Origin of the sequence: Pseudomonas sp. IT-P74 (assembly GCF_949768175.1) — a bacterium.
GTDB lineage: Bacteria > Pseudomonadota > Gammaproteobacteria > Pseudomonadales > Pseudomonadaceae > Aquipseudomonas.
On sequence record NZ_CATKQD010000088.1, the window covers coordinates 157,125 to 174,486 of the forward strand.

Annotated in this window: 16 protein-coding genes; 7 read left to right on the plus strand and 9 right to left on the minus strand. The window is 60.8% G+C overall.

All coding sequences use genetic code 11. The features are described 5' to 3' along the window. On the minus strand, positions 1-630 hold the full coding sequence (locus ACM6J5_RS26720; protein WP_414929654.1) for a LysE family translocator: 630 nt from the start codon (positions 628-630) through the stop codon (positions 1-3). 145 nt (positions 631-775) lie between these two features. Between ACM6J5_RS26720 and ACM6J5_RS26725 the strand changes: the two genes are divergently transcribed. Then, the gene (locus tag ACM6J5_RS26725; protein ID WP_095945943.1) at positions 776-1,249 is read left to right on the plus strand and encodes an Lrp/AsnC family transcriptional regulator; all 474 of its coding nucleotides are present in this window, start codon (positions 776-778) and stop codon (positions 1,247-1,249) included. A 112-nt stretch (positions 1,250-1,361) separates the two neighbouring features. On the opposite strand, the gene lpdA is transcribed toward ACM6J5_RS26725, so the two are convergent. Next, positions 1,362-2,762, minus strand: coding sequence for a dihydrolipoyl dehydrogenase (gene lpdA / locus ACM6J5_RS26730; protein ID WP_414929655.1), 1,401 nt, complete (start codon positions 2,760-2,762; stop codon positions 1,362-1,364). A 214-nt stretch (positions 2,763-2,976) separates the two neighbouring features. Here lpdA and hflK (ACM6J5_RS26735) point away from each other — a divergent pair, with 214 nt between their 5' ends. From hflK (ACM6J5_RS26735) to cfaB, 5 genes are all read left to right on the plus strand, one after another. Further along, positions 2,977-4,935, plus strand: a complete 1,959-nt coding sequence (gene hflK, locus ACM6J5_RS26735) for a protease modulator HflK (RefSeq protein WP_414929656.1) — start codon at positions 2,977-2,979, stop codon at positions 4,933-4,935. Beyond that, complete coding sequence (hflC, locus tag ACM6J5_RS26740; RefSeq protein WP_414929657.1) at positions 4,932-5,957, plus strand: protease modulator HflC; 1,026 nt, start codon at positions 4,932-4,934, stop codon at positions 5,955-5,957. Before hflK (ACM6J5_RS26735) ends, hflC begins: the two co-directional genes overlap by 4 nt. Beyond that, positions 5,954-7,012: a protease modulator HflK gene (gene hflK, locus ACM6J5_RS26745; protein WP_095946185.1), complete on the plus strand. Its 1,059-nt coding sequence runs from the start codon at positions 5,954-5,956 to the stop codon at positions 7,010-7,012. Before hflC ends, hflK (ACM6J5_RS26745) begins: the two co-directional genes overlap by 4 nt. Continuing rightward, positions 7,009-8,919 (plus strand): cation-translocating P-type ATPase, encoded by a 1,911-nt coding sequence (locus tag ACM6J5_RS26750; RefSeq protein ID WP_095946186.1) that lies wholly within the window; start codon positions 7,009-7,011, stop codon positions 8,917-8,919. The genes hflK (ACM6J5_RS26745) and ACM6J5_RS26750 overlap by 4 nt, the downstream gene beginning before the upstream one ends. Before the next feature lie 218 nt (positions 8,920-9,137). Next, entirely contained in the window at positions 9,138-10,322 is a 1,185-nt protein-coding gene (gene cfaB, locus ACM6J5_RS26755; RefSeq protein WP_095946187.1) for a C17 cyclopropane fatty acid synthase CfaB, read from the plus strand. On the opposite strand, the gene cls is transcribed toward cfaB, so the two are convergent. Further along, positions 10,319-11,758: a cardiolipin synthase gene (gene cls, locus ACM6J5_RS26760; RefSeq protein WP_095946188.1), complete on the minus strand. Its 1,440-nt coding sequence runs from the start codon at positions 11,756-11,758 to the stop codon at positions 10,319-10,321. The genes cfaB and cls overlap by 4 nt on opposite strands. 132 nt (positions 11,759-11,890) lie before the next feature. Between cls and ACM6J5_RS26765 the strand changes: the two genes are divergently transcribed. Then, entirely contained in the window at positions 11,891-12,412 is a 522-nt protein-coding gene (locus tag ACM6J5_RS26765) for a DUF3617 domain-containing protein (protein ID WP_095946189.1), read from the plus strand. A gap of 88 nt (positions 12,413-12,500) precedes the next feature. On the opposite strand, the gene ACM6J5_RS26770 is transcribed toward ACM6J5_RS26765, so the two are convergent. The 6 genes from ACM6J5_RS26770 to ACM6J5_RS26795 all read right to left on the minus strand — a co-directional run bounded on the left by ACM6J5_RS26770 (position 12,501) and on the right by ACM6J5_RS26795 (position 17,339). Continuing rightward, the gene (locus tag ACM6J5_RS26770) at positions 12,501-13,388 is read right to left on the minus strand and encodes a His/Gly/Thr/Pro-type tRNA ligase C-terminal domain-containing protein (protein WP_414929658.1); all 888 of its coding nucleotides are present in this window, start codon (positions 13,386-13,388) and stop codon (positions 12,501-12,503) included. A 116-nt stretch (positions 13,389-13,504) separates the two neighbouring features. Next, on the minus strand, positions 13,505-14,380 hold the full coding sequence (locus tag ACM6J5_RS26775; RefSeq protein ID WP_095946191.1) for a metal ABC transporter substrate-binding protein: 876 nt from the start codon (positions 14,378-14,380) through the stop codon (positions 13,505-13,507). Between the two features lie 11 nt (positions 14,381-14,391). Further along, positions 14,392-15,258, minus strand: coding sequence for a metal ABC transporter permease (locus ACM6J5_RS26780; RefSeq protein WP_095946192.1), 867 nt, complete (start codon positions 15,256-15,258; stop codon positions 14,392-14,394). Then, positions 15,258-15,926, minus strand: a complete 669-nt coding sequence (locus ACM6J5_RS26785; protein WP_414929659.1) for a metal ABC transporter ATP-binding protein — start codon at positions 15,924-15,926, stop codon at positions 15,258-15,260. Before ACM6J5_RS26785 ends, ACM6J5_RS26780 begins: the two co-directional genes overlap by 1 nt. After that, on the minus strand, positions 15,923-16,819 hold the full coding sequence (gene folE2 / locus ACM6J5_RS26790) for a GTP cyclohydrolase FolE2 (RefSeq protein ID WP_414929660.1): 897 nt from the start codon (positions 16,817-16,819) through the stop codon (positions 15,923-15,925). Before folE2 ends, ACM6J5_RS26785 begins: the two co-directional genes overlap by 4 nt. A 142-nt stretch (positions 16,820-16,961) precedes the next feature. Continuing rightward, on the minus strand, positions 16,962-17,339 hold the full coding sequence (locus ACM6J5_RS26795) for a glutamine synthetase (RefSeq protein ID WP_414929661.1): 378 nt from the start codon (positions 17,337-17,339) through the stop codon (positions 16,962-16,964). Between the last annotated feature and the right edge of the window lie 23 nt (positions 17,340-17,362).

Genomic DNA, 17,362 nt, shown 5'->3' on the forward strand with positions numbered 1-17,362 from the left:
TCAAGCCTGTTGCACAAAGGTCAGCCGCACGGCGAAACCGATCAACAGGCTGCCGAACAACCATTGTTGCAGGCGCTGGGCTGAGGGGCTGCGTTGCAGCCAACGGCCGAGTGCCGCGCCGACCAGGGCGTAAGCGCTGTCGAACAGCAAACCAATACCAACGAGCACCACGCCCAACGTCGCAAATTGCCCGAGCACCGGCCCGGCCTGTGGGTTGATGAATTGCGGTAGCAGCACCGAGCAGAACAGCAGTGCCTTGGGGTTGAGCAGGTTGGTCAGCAGTCCGCGCCGGATGGCTGCGCCCCAGCGGAGTTTTTCGCCGGTTGTATCGGCACTGTTCAGGCTCGGCAGCATCGTGGTTCGCAGGCACTGAATGCCGATCCACAGCAGATACGCGGCACCAGCCAGGCGCACCACATCGAAGGTCCAGGGCGCCGCCTTGAACAGTGCCGCCAACCCCAGCGCCGCCAATGCCACATGGCAACCCCGGGCGATGCCCAGGCCCACGGCCGTGGCCAGCGCGGCGCCTTTGCCCTGGCGAGCACCGGTCTGCAACAGCAGGATCATGTCGGGCCCGGGCAACAGGTAGACCACTGCCAGTGCCATGAAAAACAGCCAGAGACCTTGCATGTTGCACCCCGTTCGTTGTCGATTTGGTCGTGCCAGTCTAGGGCTGGAGGGCGGGGCAGGTGCTTGCGTTGTCAGCTTCTATCGGGTCGTGTATTGGCATAATCTGCCACTTAATCAAGCTTGAACCATCAGGATCTGCCAAACCATGAAACTCGACGCCTACGACCGCAAGATTCTCGCCGCGCTGCAACGGGATGGCCGCCTGAGCAATGTGCAACTGGCAGACGAGATTGGCCTGTCGGCATCGCCTTGCTTGCGCCGGGTGCGGATGCTGGAAGAGGCGGGGGTGATTCGCGGCTACCAGGCCAATCTGGATCGCGACGAAGTGGGGTTGGGGCTGACGGTGTTTGTCGGAGTCAAGGTCGAGCGTCATAACGATGAACAAGCCGAAGCCTTTCGCCTGGCGGTAACGGCATTGCCCGAGGTGATCTCGGCGTTTCTGGTGTCGGGGGAGTCGGATTTTCTGTTGCAGGTGGTGGTGCCGGACTTGCGTGGCTATGACCGCTTTCTCACCGGGCGTTTGCTGAAGCTGCCGGGGGTGAGCGACATCCGCAGCAACTTTGCGATCCATACGGTGAAGGCGCCGGGGGCGTTGCCTTTGGAGCATTTGCCGCTTTAAACCGCATGCACCGCTATCGCGAGCAGGCTTGCTCCCACAAGGTTTGCGCTGTACCTGTGGGAGCGAGCCTGCTCGCGATGGCGATCGATCTGTCAGCCAAGTCCTCCGGGTCTTACATCTGCGTCGCCATCCCCTCCACATCCATCGCCGCTTGGCGCAACGCCTCGGAGCGGGTCGGGTGCGGGTGGCAGGTCAGGGCGATGTCTTCGGCCGAGGCGCTGAATTCCATGGCCACGCAGTACTCGCCAATCATTTCACTGACGCTCGGGCCGACCAGATGCACGCCGAGGACCTCGTCCGTACGCTCATCGGCCAGCACTTTGGCGAAGCCTTCGGTTTCGTGGTTGATCTTCGCCCGGCTGTTGGCGGTGAAGGGAAACTTGCCGACCTTGTACGCCCGGCCTTCAGCCTTGAGCTGCTCTTCGGTCTTGCCGACGCTGGCCAGTTCCGGTTTGGTGTAGACCACACTGGGGATCAGGTCGTAGTTGACCTCGCCCGCCTTGCCGACGATCTGCTCGACGCAGGCCATGGCTTCGTCCTCGGCCTTGTGGGCGAGCATGGGGCCCGAGGTCACGTCACCAATCACCCAGACCCCGGCGGCTTCGGTGCGATGCCCCTTGTTGGCGAGCATGCCGCGCTTGTCCGTGGCGAGGCCGACGTTCTCCAGGCCAAGGCCCTGTGTATAAGGCCGGCGCCCGATGGCCACCAATACGTAATCCGCTTCCAGCAGTTCGGCGGCGCCCCCTGCGGCAGGCTCGACGCTGAGCTGAACGCCATTGGCGGAGCTGGTGGCGCTGGTCACTTTTGAACTCAATTTGAAACTCAAGCCTTGCTTGCTCAGGGAACGCTGAAGGGTTTTGCCTGCCTCGATGTCCACGCCGGGACAAATCCGGTCGAGGAATTCGACCACCGTTACCTGCGCTCCAAGGCGGCGCCAGACCGAACCCAGCTCCAGGCCGATCACGCCGGCGCCGATCACCACCAGATGCTTGGGCACCTCGGTCAGTGCCAGGGCGCCTGTGGAATCGAGGATGCGTTTGTTATCGATGTCTACGCCGGGCAGGGGCGTGGGCTCGGAACCGGTGGCGATGATGATGTCCTTGGCACTCAGTTCGGTCTTGCCACCGGCGCTATCGGTCACCGTGACTTTACCCGGGCCGTCGATGCGGCCCCAGCCTCTGATCCAGTCGACCTTGTTCTTGCGGAAAAGAAATTCGATGCCCTTGGTCAGCCCGGTAACGCTTTCATTCTTTTGTTTCATCATCTGGGCGAGGTTGAGGCTGGGTTTGACGTCGATCCCCAGGTTGGCGAATTCCGCACCCATGGCCGCGTCGTACAGTTCAGAGGCATGCAGCAGCGCCTTGGAGGGCATGCAGCCGACATTCAGGCAAGTGCCGCCGAGTGTGGCACGTCCTTCGACGCAGGCGGCCTTCAGACCCAGTTGTCCGGCGCGGATCGCCGCGTTGTAACCACCGGGGCCACCGCCAAGTATCACGACGTCATAAGTGCTCATGGATGTACTCCTGGATCGAAAGGGGTAGGGATGGGTAAACGTAGTTCCTGGATAAAATTACGATCGTAATATGTGCGTTCTGCCGCATTTCGGTCAAGGCTTCAGGTAAGCGACAGGTTGGACATTTTTAGATAGCGCGCTTGAATACGGAAATTTCACCATTTCCGTTATATCGTAACGAATTGTCCTGTCAGCGAAGACACTCTGGGGTGGTATGCAAGTCGATCTCGATGCTGATGAAGTGCCGTTAGCCGGGCTGCCGCGCTTTCAGCAGGCGTTCATTCAAGGGCGGCGTTTGCGCCAGTTCGCCATCGGTGCGGGCGTGCTCGCGACGGTGGGCGTGCTGCTGGCGCTGTTTGCCGGGCTGTTTGCAGCACAAACTTTGTGGTCTGCGTTACTGCTGAATCTGAGCGCAGCGTTTGTGCTGTTGATGGCGGGTATGCAATCGGCCTTGTGGATTGCCCGGTGGCGTGCCCGCGCCATGAATCCCGTCGTGCCCGAGGTCGTTGTCGACGAATCTGCGGAGCCTTTGGGCTGGTATGAACGCTTGCTGGACCGGATCAGTCGGCAATCGCTGAACCTGCTCGGGCAAATCGGCGCGCCGACGCTGTGGCTTGGTGGCTGGGCATTGTTGGCGGTATTGGGCGTGGAACAGGCCTGGAACCTCACGTTGCCCCCGGCAGCGCTGGGCCTGTCGGCCACTGTCGGGGCGGCGTGCTTCCTACTGTTGGCGTTCGGCCTGTTGGTGATGGAGCGCCATCTGGCCCAGGAAAACACTGCGCAATGGCCTGAAGCCGCTACGTTGGCGCAATTGATCCGTGTGGCGATCATCAGCCTGATGCTCGGTGCTTTTTGTCTGTTGTTTGTCGATGAAACCTCGGTATGGCCTGTACGTCTGGCGGTGTTGATCGGTCTGCTGCCGGGGTTGGTGGCGGCAGAACTGTTACTGCGCGCGGTGTTGTCATTGTTCAGCCCGCGCCGCGACCGCCTTGAGCCGGAGCTGTTGGCGCGCAGTTTTGTCGCTGACATGCTGCGCTGGCCACCGCAGCCATTGCTGGCGCTGCAGCACGAATTGCATAACCGCTTCGGTATCGATCTGCGGCAGATCTGGGCTTTCACTTACATGCGTCGGGCGTTCCTGCCGGTGCTGGCGGTGGTGTCGCTGGTTGGCTGGTCGTTGACTGGCATTCACGAAATTGCCCTGCATGGGCGTGGCATCTACGAGCGATTCGGCAAGCCGGTTGAGGTGTTCGGCCCAGGATTGCATATGGGCTTACCTTGGCCATTGGGTCGGGTGTTGAGCGTCGAGAATGGCGTGGTTCACGAGTTGGCCACCAGTGTTGGAGAAACCACGGCCCTCACTCAGGCAGACCCCGCCGAAGGCCCGGCCCCGGCGATTGCCAACCGCTTGTGGGACGCCAGTCACGTGAACGACAAATCCCAGGTGATCGCCAGCAGCCGCGCAGACAAGCAGAGCTTTCAGATCGTCAACATGGACGTGCGTTTCGTCTATCGCATCGGCCTGAGCGATGAGGCTGCGCTGGCCGCGACCTATAACAGCGCCGATGTGCCGATGTTGATTCGCAGCACCGCCAGCCGAATCCTGGTTCACGACTTCGCCTCGCGCACCCTCGACGGTTTGCTGGGCGAGGACAGGGTAGGGCTGGCCGAAGAGATCGGCCGCGCGGTTCAGGCTGACCTGCAAAAACTCGACAGCGGCGTGGAAATTCTCGCCACGGTGGTCGAGGCGATTCACCCGCCGGCCGGTGCAGCCAATGCCTATCACGGCGTGCAGGCGGCGCAGATTGGCGCGCAAGCCTTGATCGCCCGAGAACGTGGCGCCGCTGCCGAGGCCACCCATCAGGCGCAGTTGCAGGCCAGCATCGCCCGCGATCAGGCGATAGCCAGTGCCCGAGAAATCAATGCTGGCGCCGAGGCCGCGGACCTGAAATTCAATGCCGAACAGAAAGCCTATGCCAGCGCTGGCCAGGCCTTTGTGCTGGAGCAGTATTTCAGTCAGTTGTCCCAGGGTTTGGCCAACGCTAGATTGCTGGTGCTCGATCATCGTCTGGGCGGCAGCAGCAATGCGCCGACCATCGACCTCCGTACTTTCACGCTGCCGGTTGACCCTGCGCCGTCGCGTAAAACCGCTCAGCCAGGAGCTGCCAATTGAGCCAGTCCCATACCCACGATCACGATGACCACGATCACGGCCATGGCGGGCACCACCACGGCCACCATCATCACGGCGATCCGCAGGAGGCTGGGCCATTCCCGTGGCGTCGGATGGGTTGGGCGGCATTGCTGGTAGCGTTTGCGGTCGCTGCTGCAAGCCTGGTGCAAGTACGCTCGGGTGAAGCCACGGTAATCACGCGCTTCGGCAATCCATCGCGAGTCTTGCTGGAGCCGGGACTGGATTGGCGCTGGCCGGCACCGTTCGAAGCAGCGATCCCGGTGGATCTGCGACTGCGCACCACCTCCAGTGGTTTGCAGGATGTCGGCACACGGGACGGTTTGCGCATCATCGTTCAGGCCTATGTCGCGTGGCAGGTGCAGGGCGATCCGGACAATGTGCAACGTTTCATGCGCGCAGTGCAGAACCAGCCCGATGAAGCCGCGCGGCAGATTCGTACTTTTGTCGGCTCCGCACTGGAAACCACCGCCAGTAGTTTTGATTTGGCGAACCTGGTCAATACCGATGCCAGCCAGGTGCGTATTGCCGATTTCGAAGCACAACTGCGCAAGCAAATCGATCAGCAGTTGCTCACCACTTATGGTGTGCGTGTATTGCAGGTCGGCGTCGAACGATTGACGCTGCCTTCGGTGACGCTCACAGCGACGGTCGACCGGATGCGCGCCGAGCGTGAAACCATCGCTACTGAACGCACGGCAATCGGCAAGCGTGAAGCTGCGCAAATTCGTTCCGCCGCCGAGCGTGATGCGCGAATTGTGCAGGCCGATGCCACAGTGAAAGCAGCGAATATCGAAGCGCAATCGCGGGTTGAAGCGGCGCAGATTTACGGCCGCGCCTACGCGGGATCGCCGCAGCTCTACAACTTGCTGCGCTCACTCGACACCCTGGGCACGGTGGTAACGCCAGGGACCAAGCTGATTCTGCGCACCGACGCCGCACCGTTCCGAGTGTTGGTTGACGGTCCGCCGAGCCTCGACAACAAGTCCGGATCGCAGCCATGAGTTTGGTTCCACGTGGAACAAATGAGTTGAACAGCCCCTGGATTCAGGCCGGGCGGTTGGCGTTTCTCGCCTTGTATGCAGTGACGGTATTGGCGGCATTGGCATGGGCGTTTTCCAATGTGCGGCAGATCGATCCGCAAAATCGTGCGGTGGTTTTGCATTTCGGAGCGCTGGATCGCATTCAGAATGCAGGGCTGTTATTGGCTTGGCCGCAACCGTTCGAGCAGGTGATTTTGTTGCCAGCGGCGGATCGAGTGATCGAGCGTCGAGTGGAAGGTTTGTTGCGCAGTGGTGCCGCGATGCAGGCAGATCGCGTGGCCAGTTTTGCCACGCCCATCAGCGATGCCCTCGCAGGCTCCGGCTATCTGTTAACGGGTGATGCCGGTGTGGTGCAACTGGATGTGCGGGTTTTCTACAAAGTCACCGAGCCCTATGCGTTCGTGCTTCAGGGCGAACACGTGTTGCCGGCGTTGGATCGACTGGTGACCCGCAGTGCGGTAGCGCTCACGGCGGCGCGGGATCTGGACACCATTCTGGTCGCTCGCCCGGAATTGATCGGCGCTGACAGCCAGGCGGCGGAACGACGCGAGCGCTTGCGAGGCGATCTGGTGCAGGGCATCAACCAACGCCTTGCCGAGCTTACCGCGACGGGGCAGGGACTGGGGATAGAAGTGGCACGGGTCGATGTGCAATCGAGCCTGCCAGGCCCGGCGGTCAATGCCTTCAATGCGGTCCTGACAGCCAGTCAGCAGGCCGATAAAGCCGTGGCCAATGCGCGTACCGAAGCCGAAAAGCTGACGCAAACCGCCAACGAGCAAGCCGACAGAACACTGCAAGTGGCCCATGCCCAGGCCAGTGAACGACTGGCCAAAGCATCCACCGATACGGCCACGGTGTTGAGCCTGGCCAAAGCGCAACAACAGGGCATTGAGCCGCAAATGCTGCTGCGCATTTATCGTGAGCGTATGCCGAAGATTCTCGGTCAGGCCGGATCGGTCACGACGGTCGATCCCAAAGACGATTCCCGCCTGATCATTCAGGGAGCTGCACAATGACCGCTCAAACCGCCGCCGCACCGAGCCTGTTGTCTTCGGCCGAACAGCGCCGCGCCGCGCGCCAGTTGACCCTGGCCATGCTCGCATTGGGCTTGCTTGCCTTGGGATTGGTCTGGCGCTGGTTGTCGCCGGAGCAAACCGGCGTCAGTCAGTTGCTGCTGGGTTTTGCCTCGTTGCTGGTCGCCGTACCGGTCATGCGCTCGGCCTGGTACAGCCTGCGTTATCCAAGCCTGCACGGCATCACCGATCAATTGATTGCCCTGGCCATGCTGGGTGCCTGGGCCACAGGCGATCTGCTGACGGCGGCCCTGTTGCCGATCATCATGATCTTCGGTCACGTACTGGAGGAGCGCAGCGTGATCGGTTCCCAAGAGGCGATTCACGCCCTCGGCAAACTGACCCGTAGCCACGCACGCAAGGTGCAGGCGGACGGCTCCATCATTGAAGTCGACAACGGCACGCTCAAGGCCGGCGATCTGGTCGAAGTGCGAGCGGGGGACCGGGTGCCGGCGGATGGTCGAGTGTTGTCCGGCCAGGCCAGCCTGGACACCGCCTCCATTACCGGCGAATCGGTGCCGATGGAGGCGGGCGTCGGCATGTCGGTGTTCGGTGGCGCAATTAACCTCGACGGTTTGCTGCGAATCGAAGTGACCCGTACCGGCCATGAGTCGACCCTCGGAAAAGTCATCGCCCTGATGCAAAACGCCGAGCGCTCGAAGCCGCCGATCACTCGTCTGCTGGAGCGTTACGCCGGCAGCTATATGGTGCTGGTGTTGCTGCTGGCGGCGGTGACCTGGTTCATCACCAACAACGCTCAAGCGATGCTCGCGGTGTTGGTGGCGGCCTGTCCTTGTGCGCTGGTGTTGTCGGCGCCGGCCACGGCGATTGCCGGGGTGGCGGTAGCGGCACGTCACGGGATTCTGATCCGCAGTTCTGCGTTCCTCGAAGAGTTGGCCGACCTGACTTCGCTGGTGGTCGACAAGACCGGGACGCTGACCTTCGGCACCCTGCGCCTGCAATCCATTGACAGTCCGTTGGAGGATCGCAGCCATGTCCTGGCGCTCGCCGCCAGCCTGGGCTCGGCCAGCAGTCACCCGGTCAGCCGTGCGCTCGCGGGGTTGGTGGCCCAGGAGCATTTCCTGTTGCTCTCTGACATCCATGAGCGCCAGGGTCTGGGCGTGGTGGCGATGACCGAGCAGGGCGAAGCGGCGCTCGGCCGGCCGGAGTTGTTTGCGCAACTGGGCATCAGCACAACGGCGGTTCCCGATCATGACGGTCCGATTGCCGGGCTGGCGCTCAACGGCGAATTCCTTGCCTGGCTGTTGTTGGCCGACAGCGTCAAACCCGAGGCGCAGTTTGCCCTGGGTGAGTTGCGCGACCTTGGACTGGGTCGCCAGTTGTTGCTCACCGGTGACCGGCATAGCGTCGCGCAAACGCTCGCTCGGGATGTCGGGATCAGTGACGTCGAAGCGCAAGCCCTGCCCGAAGACAAACTGAACCGCGTGCTCAAGGAAATCGACAGCGGCTTCCGGCCGATGGTGGTCGGCGATGGGATCAACGACTCCCTGGCGCTCAAGGCCGGCGTGGTGGGTGTAGCCATGGGCGCGGGCGGTGCGGACATCGCCCTGGCATCGGCTGACATCGTGCTGATCGGCAGTGACCTGCGCCGCCTCGGCACTTGCGTGCGCCTGAGTCGTCAGTGCCGCCAAACGTTACAGGTGAATGTGATCATCGGGTTGGGCTGGACCCTGGCGATAGTGGCCTTCGCCGCGTTCGGCTGGCTCGGCGCTGCCGGGGCGATGATTGCGGCGTTGCTGCATAACCTCAGCACCCTGTTGGTGTTGGGCAATGCCGGTCGTTTGCTGCGGTTCCAGGAGCCGTTGCTCAAGCTCAAGGATGAAGCCTGAAGGCGAATGCTCTAAACCGGGTCATCACAGGGCTTCAACTTTTTAGAACTGTGCGCCCGGTTCGTAGTCACTGAAGATGAGGGCACATCATTTTTTGCGTTCGCCGCGGTAGGTGTAGGCGTCGCGAATCATTGAAAACGGCTATTAATTCGATAGCCAGCTATTTTTCAAAGATGGTCTACCCTCTGTTTAGACGTCTGAAACAAGGGGGATTCTCCATGCTCGCGCATCTTCCACCGGCCTTACAGAATCTGCAATTACCGCTTCGCCTGAGACTCTGGGATGGCCATGAATTCAATCTGGGGCCGACGCCCAGTGTCACGATTGTGGTCAAGGACCCACAAATGGTCAGCCAGTTTACCCATCCAAGCCTGGACGCCCTTGGCGCTGCATATGTCGAAGGCAAACTGGAACTCGAAGGCTCCATCAGCGATGTGATCCGTGTCTGCGATGAATGGAGCCAGGCGTTGCTGGATGAAAACGACGACAATCAGCCGGTTCGTAGCGCCCACGATAAAGAGATGGACGCCAAGGCGATCTCCTACCACTACGACCTTTCCAACGCGTTCTATCAGCTGTGGCTCGACAGCGACATGGCGTATTCCTGCGCTTATTTCGAGACCGGCAGCGAAACCCTCGAGCAGGCCCAGCAAGCCAAGTTCCGTCATTTGTGCCGCAAGCTGCGTCTGCAGCCCGGCGAATATTTGCTGGATGTGGGTTGCGGGTGGGGTGGGTTGGCGCGTTTTGCGGCGCGGGAGTTTGGCGCGAAAGTGTTCGGTATCACCCTCAGCAAGGAACAGTTGGCCCTGGCCCGGGAGCGCGTAAAAGCGGAGGGCCTGGAGGACCTGGTCGAACTGCAACTGCTCGACTATCGCGATCTGCCGCAGGATGGCCGTTTCGACAAAGTGGTCAGCGTCGGTATGTTCGAACACGTGGGCCACGCCAATCTGGCGGAGTACTGCAAGAATCTGTTCGGTGCGGTGAAAGAGGGCGGCCTGGTGATGAACCACGGGATTACCGCCAAGTACACCGATGGCCGTCCGGTGGGACGCGGTGCCGGTGAATTCATCGAGAAATACGTGTTCCCCAACGGCGAGCTACCGCACCTGTCGATGATCTCTGCCGAGATCAGTGAAGCCGGACTGGAAATCGTCGACGTCGAGAGCTTGCGCCTGCACTACGCGCGCACTCTGGATCACTGGAGCGAACGCCTGGAAGACAACCTCGAAGCGGCCTCCAAACTTGTACCGGAGCAAGTCCTGCGCATCTGGCGGCTGTACCTGGCCGGTTGCGCTTACGCGTTTGCCCGGGGCTGGATCAACCTGCACCAGATTCTCGCGGTGAAGGCCCACGCCGATGGCAGTCATGAACTGCCATGGACCCGTGACGATATCTACCTCTAGAGAATCGGTGAAATAAGCCGGGCGACCCGCATGCCGACCTGCTGCAGGCGGTGGGTCTCCCGGCCTTCTCCCTTGGCGATTTCGTGGGCGTTGGCGAAGTCATCGTTGAGCATCTGTTCCACCTCGGCGGCAAAGGCGCGGTCGACGGTCAGCAACATCACTTCGAAATTCAGCCGGAACGAACGGTTGTCCAGGTTGGCGCTGCCGATGGCGCTGATTTCGCTGTCGATCAACACCACTTTCTGGTGCAGGAATCCGGGCTCGTAACGGAACACCCGCACACCGGCGCGCACAGCCTCGAAAGCGTAGAGGCTGGAGGCGGCGTAGACGATTCGATGGTCGGGCCGAGACGGCAACAGCAGTCGCACATCCACACCGCGCAGGACCGCCAGGCGCAACGCTGCGAACACGGCTTCATCGGGGATGAAGTACGGGCTGGTAATCCAGACCCGCTCTGTCGCCGCATGGATCGCTTCGACAAAGAACAATGAACAGGTTTCACAGGCGTCTGCCGGCCCGCTGGCGAGCAACTGGCACAGCACGCCATCTTCCGGATAGACCTCCGGCAGGATCAGCGGCGGTAGCGCACGAGCCACCCAGAACCAGTCTTCGGCGAAAGACTCCTGCATGCACGCCACCACCGGTCCGCGCACTTGCACGTGGGTATCGCGCCAAGGGGCCAGGGGTGGTTTCTCGCCCATGTATTCGTCACCGACGTTGTGCCCGCCGACGAAGCCGAGAATGCCGTCCACCACCACGATCTTACGGTGGTTGCGGAAGTTCACCTGAAAGCGATTGAGCCAGCCACTGCGGGTGGCGAAGGCTTTGACCTCGACGCCGCCATCACGCAAGGCCTGCACGTAGCCATGGGGCAGGGAGTGGCTGCCGATTCGGTCATACAACAGATAGATCGCCACGCCTTCGGCGGCTTTCTTCAACAGCAAAGTCTGCAGGCGTTGTCCGAGGCGGTCGTCGTGGACGATGAAAAACTGGATCAGCACGGCTTCTTTTGCCTGGCTGATGGCATCGAAAATGGCCTCGAACGTCGACTGACCGTTGATCAACAGCCGCGTCTGGTTATTGGCCAGGCAGGGCATGTGTCCGAGCTTTGGCATCGCTCTGAGTGAGGCGTAGGCAGAAGAAGCGCGGGCAGTCAGGGCTTCTTCTACCCAGGGTCGCCAGTTGAGTTCGGAAACAGCCTTGCGCATCTCCTCGTTGGCCTGCCGCCGGGCCTTGATGTAGCCATCAAAGGTGCTGCGGCCGAACATCAGGTACGGGATCAAGGTCAGGTAAGGGATGAAAAACAGCGACAGGGCCCAGGCGATCGAGCCTTGGGCGGTACGGACGGTCAACACGGCGTGTATGGCCGCGATCATGCCCAGCGAGTGCAACAGGGCGATGGTATAACCGAAAATATGCGGTCCGAAATAATCCATGGGGGCTGCCTTGCTCCTGAAGATTCAGTGCTTAACAGACCATGTTCCGTGCAGAATGTCGCTAATTAATTGGCCCATGAACCGAAGCCCGCGGCTGACGTCTAACGGCCACTACTGATCAGGAGTTTCTCGATGAACGTTCGTCTGCTGGGTTTGGCCATGGCACTGGGTTTGGCACTTCCTGTGGCGGCTCACGCGCAAATGCTGCAACCAGGATTGTGGGAGCTGACCACGAGCAACATGAAGGTCGACGAGCAGAATATGCCGGACCTGCAATTGATCCTCGGCCAGCTCCAGAACCAGATGACCCCCGAGCAGCGTGCCCAGCTGGAAAAGCAGGGCATCACCATGGGCGGCAAAGGGATCCGGGCGTGCCTGACCCCTGAGCAGGTCAAGACCGACAACATCCCGCTGACCGATCCGCAATCGGGCTGCAAACAGGAAATCACCGACCGCTCCGGCAATCAGTGGAAATTCCGTTTCAGCTGCCCGAGAGCCCAGGGTGCCGGTGTGGCGACATTCGTCAGTGATCGCGAGTTCACCACCAAGGTCAACGGGACGTTCAACGCCACTGGCATTCAGCAGAAGGGCAGCCTCGAATCCCGCGCCGTCTGGTTGGGACAGGATTGCGGCACTGTGAAGCCAAGAGCTTAAAAGCTTCGCGAGCAGGCTCGCTCCCACATTTGATCTGTGGTGTTCACAAAAACAATGTGGGAGCGAGCCTGCTCGCGAAGGCGTCCATTCAGCCGCCCTGAATTCCCGGCCGACTCAACCACTCACACGCCGCCTCGACAGCCATCCGGCCAAAATCCTCCCCCGTGCGACTGCGCACACTGACGAACCCCCCAATCTGTTCCTTTTCGCCCACCACCACCAGATACGGCACGCTCTGACTGTGCTGGCGAATCTTGTAGTGAACCTTTTCGTTACGTAGGTCGGCTCTGGCGCGTACGCCCCGTTGGCGCAAGGATTCGGTCACCGCTTGTGCATAAGTCGCCTGGCGATCATCCATGCTCACAACGACCACGTGGGGTGGAACACGCCACTGTTGCAGTTCCTGATGGCTGGACCAGCAGGTGCCGTAGATACGCTGTTGTAAAGTGCCGTTGATATGGTCGAGGGTAAACGCCTGCAAGACTTTGGTGGTGGGGACATGCGGTCCATGGCTCTGGTACTCGGTGTCCCCCAGCCGGTACAGCGAGACTGCTTCGCGCACCGGCCGACGACGGATCGAGTGATTGGTCGCTGCCAGTGATTGCATACGCGCTTCGATGAGGGGCAGGTCTGCCGCGGTCAGCGGTGGCTCGACGGCAAACTCGTAAAAGAACCCGTCGCCCAATTCTTTTCCCGCACGCATTTGCGCATGAGGGTGGAGTTGCTTGACCGCCATCGCCAGCATCAAGGCACAGGAGCGGCGCAAGATCTCCAGACCGTCCGGCTCCCGGGGGGTGACAATGCTGACCCGGGCGTCCGCTTCGATCAGGTATTCACAGTCCACCAGTACCCCGTTGACCCTTCCTGCTACGGCCGCGCTGGCCAGTTCGGGGCCGATGCTGGCGGCCACCTCATGCACGGACAGTGGCTGGTCGTATTCACGCAATGAACCATCGGGCAGGGTGATCTGGATCATGGTCGGCGTACTCAGGTGCTTCTAACGAGCGTTATCGCATAAACCGTAGGGGCAAACATTAAGACGTTTGTCGTGGCAGGCGTTCAGCGGTAAATCTCCGGAAGGGTTCTTGCGGATCATGGCTTGCTCAACGCGTTGTACAGGGTGTTGAGGTTGTACTCGAACAGCCCGGTGAAGGTGCTGGCCGGGCCACTCGCCGCCAGGGCATCGGAGTACAGCGTGCCGCCGATCTGCGCGCCGCTTTCATCCGCGATCTGCTTGAGCAGACGCGCGTCCTTGATGTTTTCCATGAACACCGCTTTGACCTTGGCCTGACGAATCTGGGTGATCAGTGTGGCCACTTCCGCGGCTGAAGGTTCGCGCTCGGTGGACAGGCCTTGAGGCGCCATGAACTCGATACCGTAGGCCTGGCCGAGATAACCGAAGGCGTCATGGGACGTCACGATCTTGCGGTTGCCCGGTGGCAGTGAACCGAGTTTGGTCTTGGCTTCGGCGAGCAGGGCGTAGACCTGTTTCAGGTACGCCTGGCTGTTGCGCTCATAGTCGGCGGTGTTCGTCGGGTCGGCGGCGATCAGCGCCTTGGTGATGTTGGCGATGTACAGCTCGGTGTTCGCCAGGTTATGCCAGGCATGCGGGTCGGGAACGGTTTCGCCGTCTTCATCCAGGCTGCGCGGGATGACGCCGTGGCTCGCGCTGATGACCGGCGCCTTGGTCTCGGTACTCGTCACCAGGCGATCCAGCCAGGGCTCGAAACCCAGGCCGTTCTTGATGATGAGCCTGGCTTTGAGCAGCGCCTTGGCATCGTCCGGTGTCGGCTCGTAGGTATGGGCATCCGCGTCCGGGCCGACCATATTGGTGATCTGGATATGCTCCTTGCCGACCTGCCGGGTCATGTCGGCAAGGATGCTGAAGCTGGTGACCACCTGGAGTTTTTCGGCGGCAGACAGCGACATCGACACCATCAAGCTGAACAGCACGAGTAAAGCGCGCATCGGGTAACACCTCATTGGGATGTGAGCAAAGGCGGGCGGCGCAGCAAGCCATGCACCGGCCCGAGCACCACGGACAACAGATACCCTCCGCCGGCCACCAGCACGATTGCCGGGCCACTGGGCAGCGAGTAATAGAACGAAATCAATAAACCCAGCCACACCGAGAGGCTGCCGAGCGAGGCGGCGACGACGATCAGCACCGGCAAGCGGCGACTCCAGAATCGCGCTGCGGCGGCAGGCAACATCATCAGCCCGACCACCATCAACGCGCCGATTGCCTGGAAACCGATGACCAGATTCAACACCACCAACGTCAGGAATACACCGTGGGCCAGTGGGCCGAGTCGGCTGACAGTTTGCAGAAAAAGCGGGTCCAGGGTGTCGAGCAGCAGTGGTTTGTAGATCAATGCCATGGCAATCAGGCTCAGTCCCGAGACCCAAAGCATGCCGGTCAAGGTCGGGCCGTCGACCGCCAGCGCCGAGCCAAACAACAGGTGCAACAGGTCCAGGCGTTTGCCGGCGATGCCGAGAATCAGCACGCCACCGGCCAGGGAAATCGGGTAGATCGCCGCGAGGCTGGCGTCCTCTCGCAGGCCGGTGCGTCGCGTAATCCAGGCCGCGAGGCCAGCCATGCTCAGGCCTGCGCCGAGGCCGCCGATGGTCAACGCCGGGAGGCTCAAACCGGCAAACCAGAATCCCAGAGCCGCGCCGGGAAGGATGCCGTGGGCGACGGCATCGCCGATCAAACTCATGCGCCTGAGGATCAGAAACACCCCAAGGGGCGCCGTGCTGCACGCCAGGAGCAAACCGCCGAGCAGCGCCCGACGCATGAAGACGAACTCCTGGAACGGTTGCCAAAGATGCGCGGCAGCGATCATCAGGCCACCTGCGCTTGAGATGATTGGCGGATCAGTTCGGTACTCGGGCCGAATACGCAGCCACTGCTTTTGATCAGCAACGTGTGCGGGATGTGCTCGCGGACAGCGTCCAGGTCATGGCATACGATCACCAGTGTCCGGCCCTCGAGGTTCCAATCGTGTATGTGCTTCCAGAGCAATGCCTGGCCGAGCTCATCGAGGGCCGCGTGGGGTTCATCGAGCAACAGCAAGGGTGCATCGGTCAGGCTCAACCGTGCGAGCAGGGCGCGTTGCAATTCGCCGCCAGAGAGAGCCATCAACGGTCGATCTTCCAGGCCGTTCAGGTGCCAGTTCGCGAGGGCGTTTTTCAGTCGTTGGCTACGGAGCTCCGATGACTGTTTGTTGCCCCAGAAACCGGCGGTGACTAATGCCTGAAGGCTGATCGGAAATTGCCTGTCCAAGTGTTGTTGCTGGGGCAGGAACGCCACACCGCCTTTAAGTGGAAGGCTCAGTTGCACCTTTCCGGCCAACGGTTTTTGCAGACCGGCGATGACCTTCAGCAGGCTGCTTTTCCCGGAGCCGTTCGCACCGATGATGGCGGTCAGGCTGCCCTGCGACAGTTCGAAGTCCAGCGCTGGCGTGAGCGGCTGCCCCGGTGCGCCCCAGCACAGGGCGTGGCAGCCAATCATGCGACCTCCCAGTTGAAACGGCTTTCGGCCACGGCGTCATGGGCGTGCAGGCTTTCGGCGTGGATGACACGAATATGGAAGGCATTGATGCCTGTGGAGCGTTTCAGGGCCAGATTCAAACGGCGTGCGGCGTCCTCGCAGAACATCAGGTTCTGACCATTGGCCAGAGCAAAGGCCTGTTCGTCGGCGCGTTTTACCGCTGTTTGAACGGCTGTGCCGAGTGCGGCTTCGGCGTCGTTGATGACGGCGATCAGAGGCAAGTCGTCCAAAAAATCAGCCAGCCGTACGCGCAACTTTGCGCTGCTGCGTTGGCTGTGAGGTGTGGCAACGATGCCGTTCGTGGAGCCGAGCCACGCTAAAACGTCGGCGTGTTGCAGTGCCTTGTTGGCGAAATCATCGACGAACTGCCGCTGAATCAACTGTCGAGAAAGGGCTGCGGAACACGGGCAAGTTGAGGAATAAGGCACGTCGATTTTTAGTTCCACGTGGAACATTGCGTTTTTCAAACGTGCTTCGATGCTGATCGGATAGTTTTTCCAGCCATCCAGTGGGCTGATCAGCGCCGGCCTTTTCAGCAACAAATCGGCATTAATGGTTAGGTAAGCGCTGCTGGATAGCCCCTCATGACTCTCAAGAAAACGCTGCAATACCCGCCGCAATAAAGCCGGTGAAAGGTTTTCCTGTTCCAGTAATTCAAGCGCCAGATAGAGTCGTGACATGTGAATGCCACGCGCATTGCCATCGTCGAGGCTTACGCCGACATCGGCCTTTGCATTCAGTCGTTGGCCATCAAACAAAACGGGAAGAGCAATGCCGCACATGCCCACCCACTCCAGTGGCAGGGCTTGGCGTGAGGCCTGCGCGGCGATATCCGGCAGAGTCAGCGCATTCATGAGCAGGTCCATCGTGGGAGTTGATCTGGCATGTTATATTATAACAATGCAATCGACGATGCCTTTTTCATGAACAAGCTTTCATCATGCGCAACCGCCACATGCTCAGCCTGATTTCACGCCATCAACAGAAAAAAGAAGTTTAACAACCGGCGATCCGGCTGCAGGTGAACCTGGCGCTGCTGCCGCCAGAGCTGGAAAACCGGTTGATCGTGGTCCAGCCGACGCGCCGGTTATAGCCAACCCAGGCCTCGCCATCGGAAGCGATGCCAGTGAAAAACGTAAGCTGGCCGTAGCGGCTGTTGGTTTGGGCCCAATAGCGTTTGCCGGCTGTTTCGAAGCCCCGCAGATAGATCGTGTTTCCGGCGGTATTGACGCTGTAGGCGTTGCCATCGGCATCCACGCAGGCCAACAGGTTGGCGCTGCGGGTGCACTTGGCCAGGCTCGGGACCTGGGCCGTCGCGTCGGCAGCCACCAGCAGGGAAAGTATGATCAATGCAGGTTTCAGGACGTTGCGCATGGGGCTTCTCACGAAAGGAACGC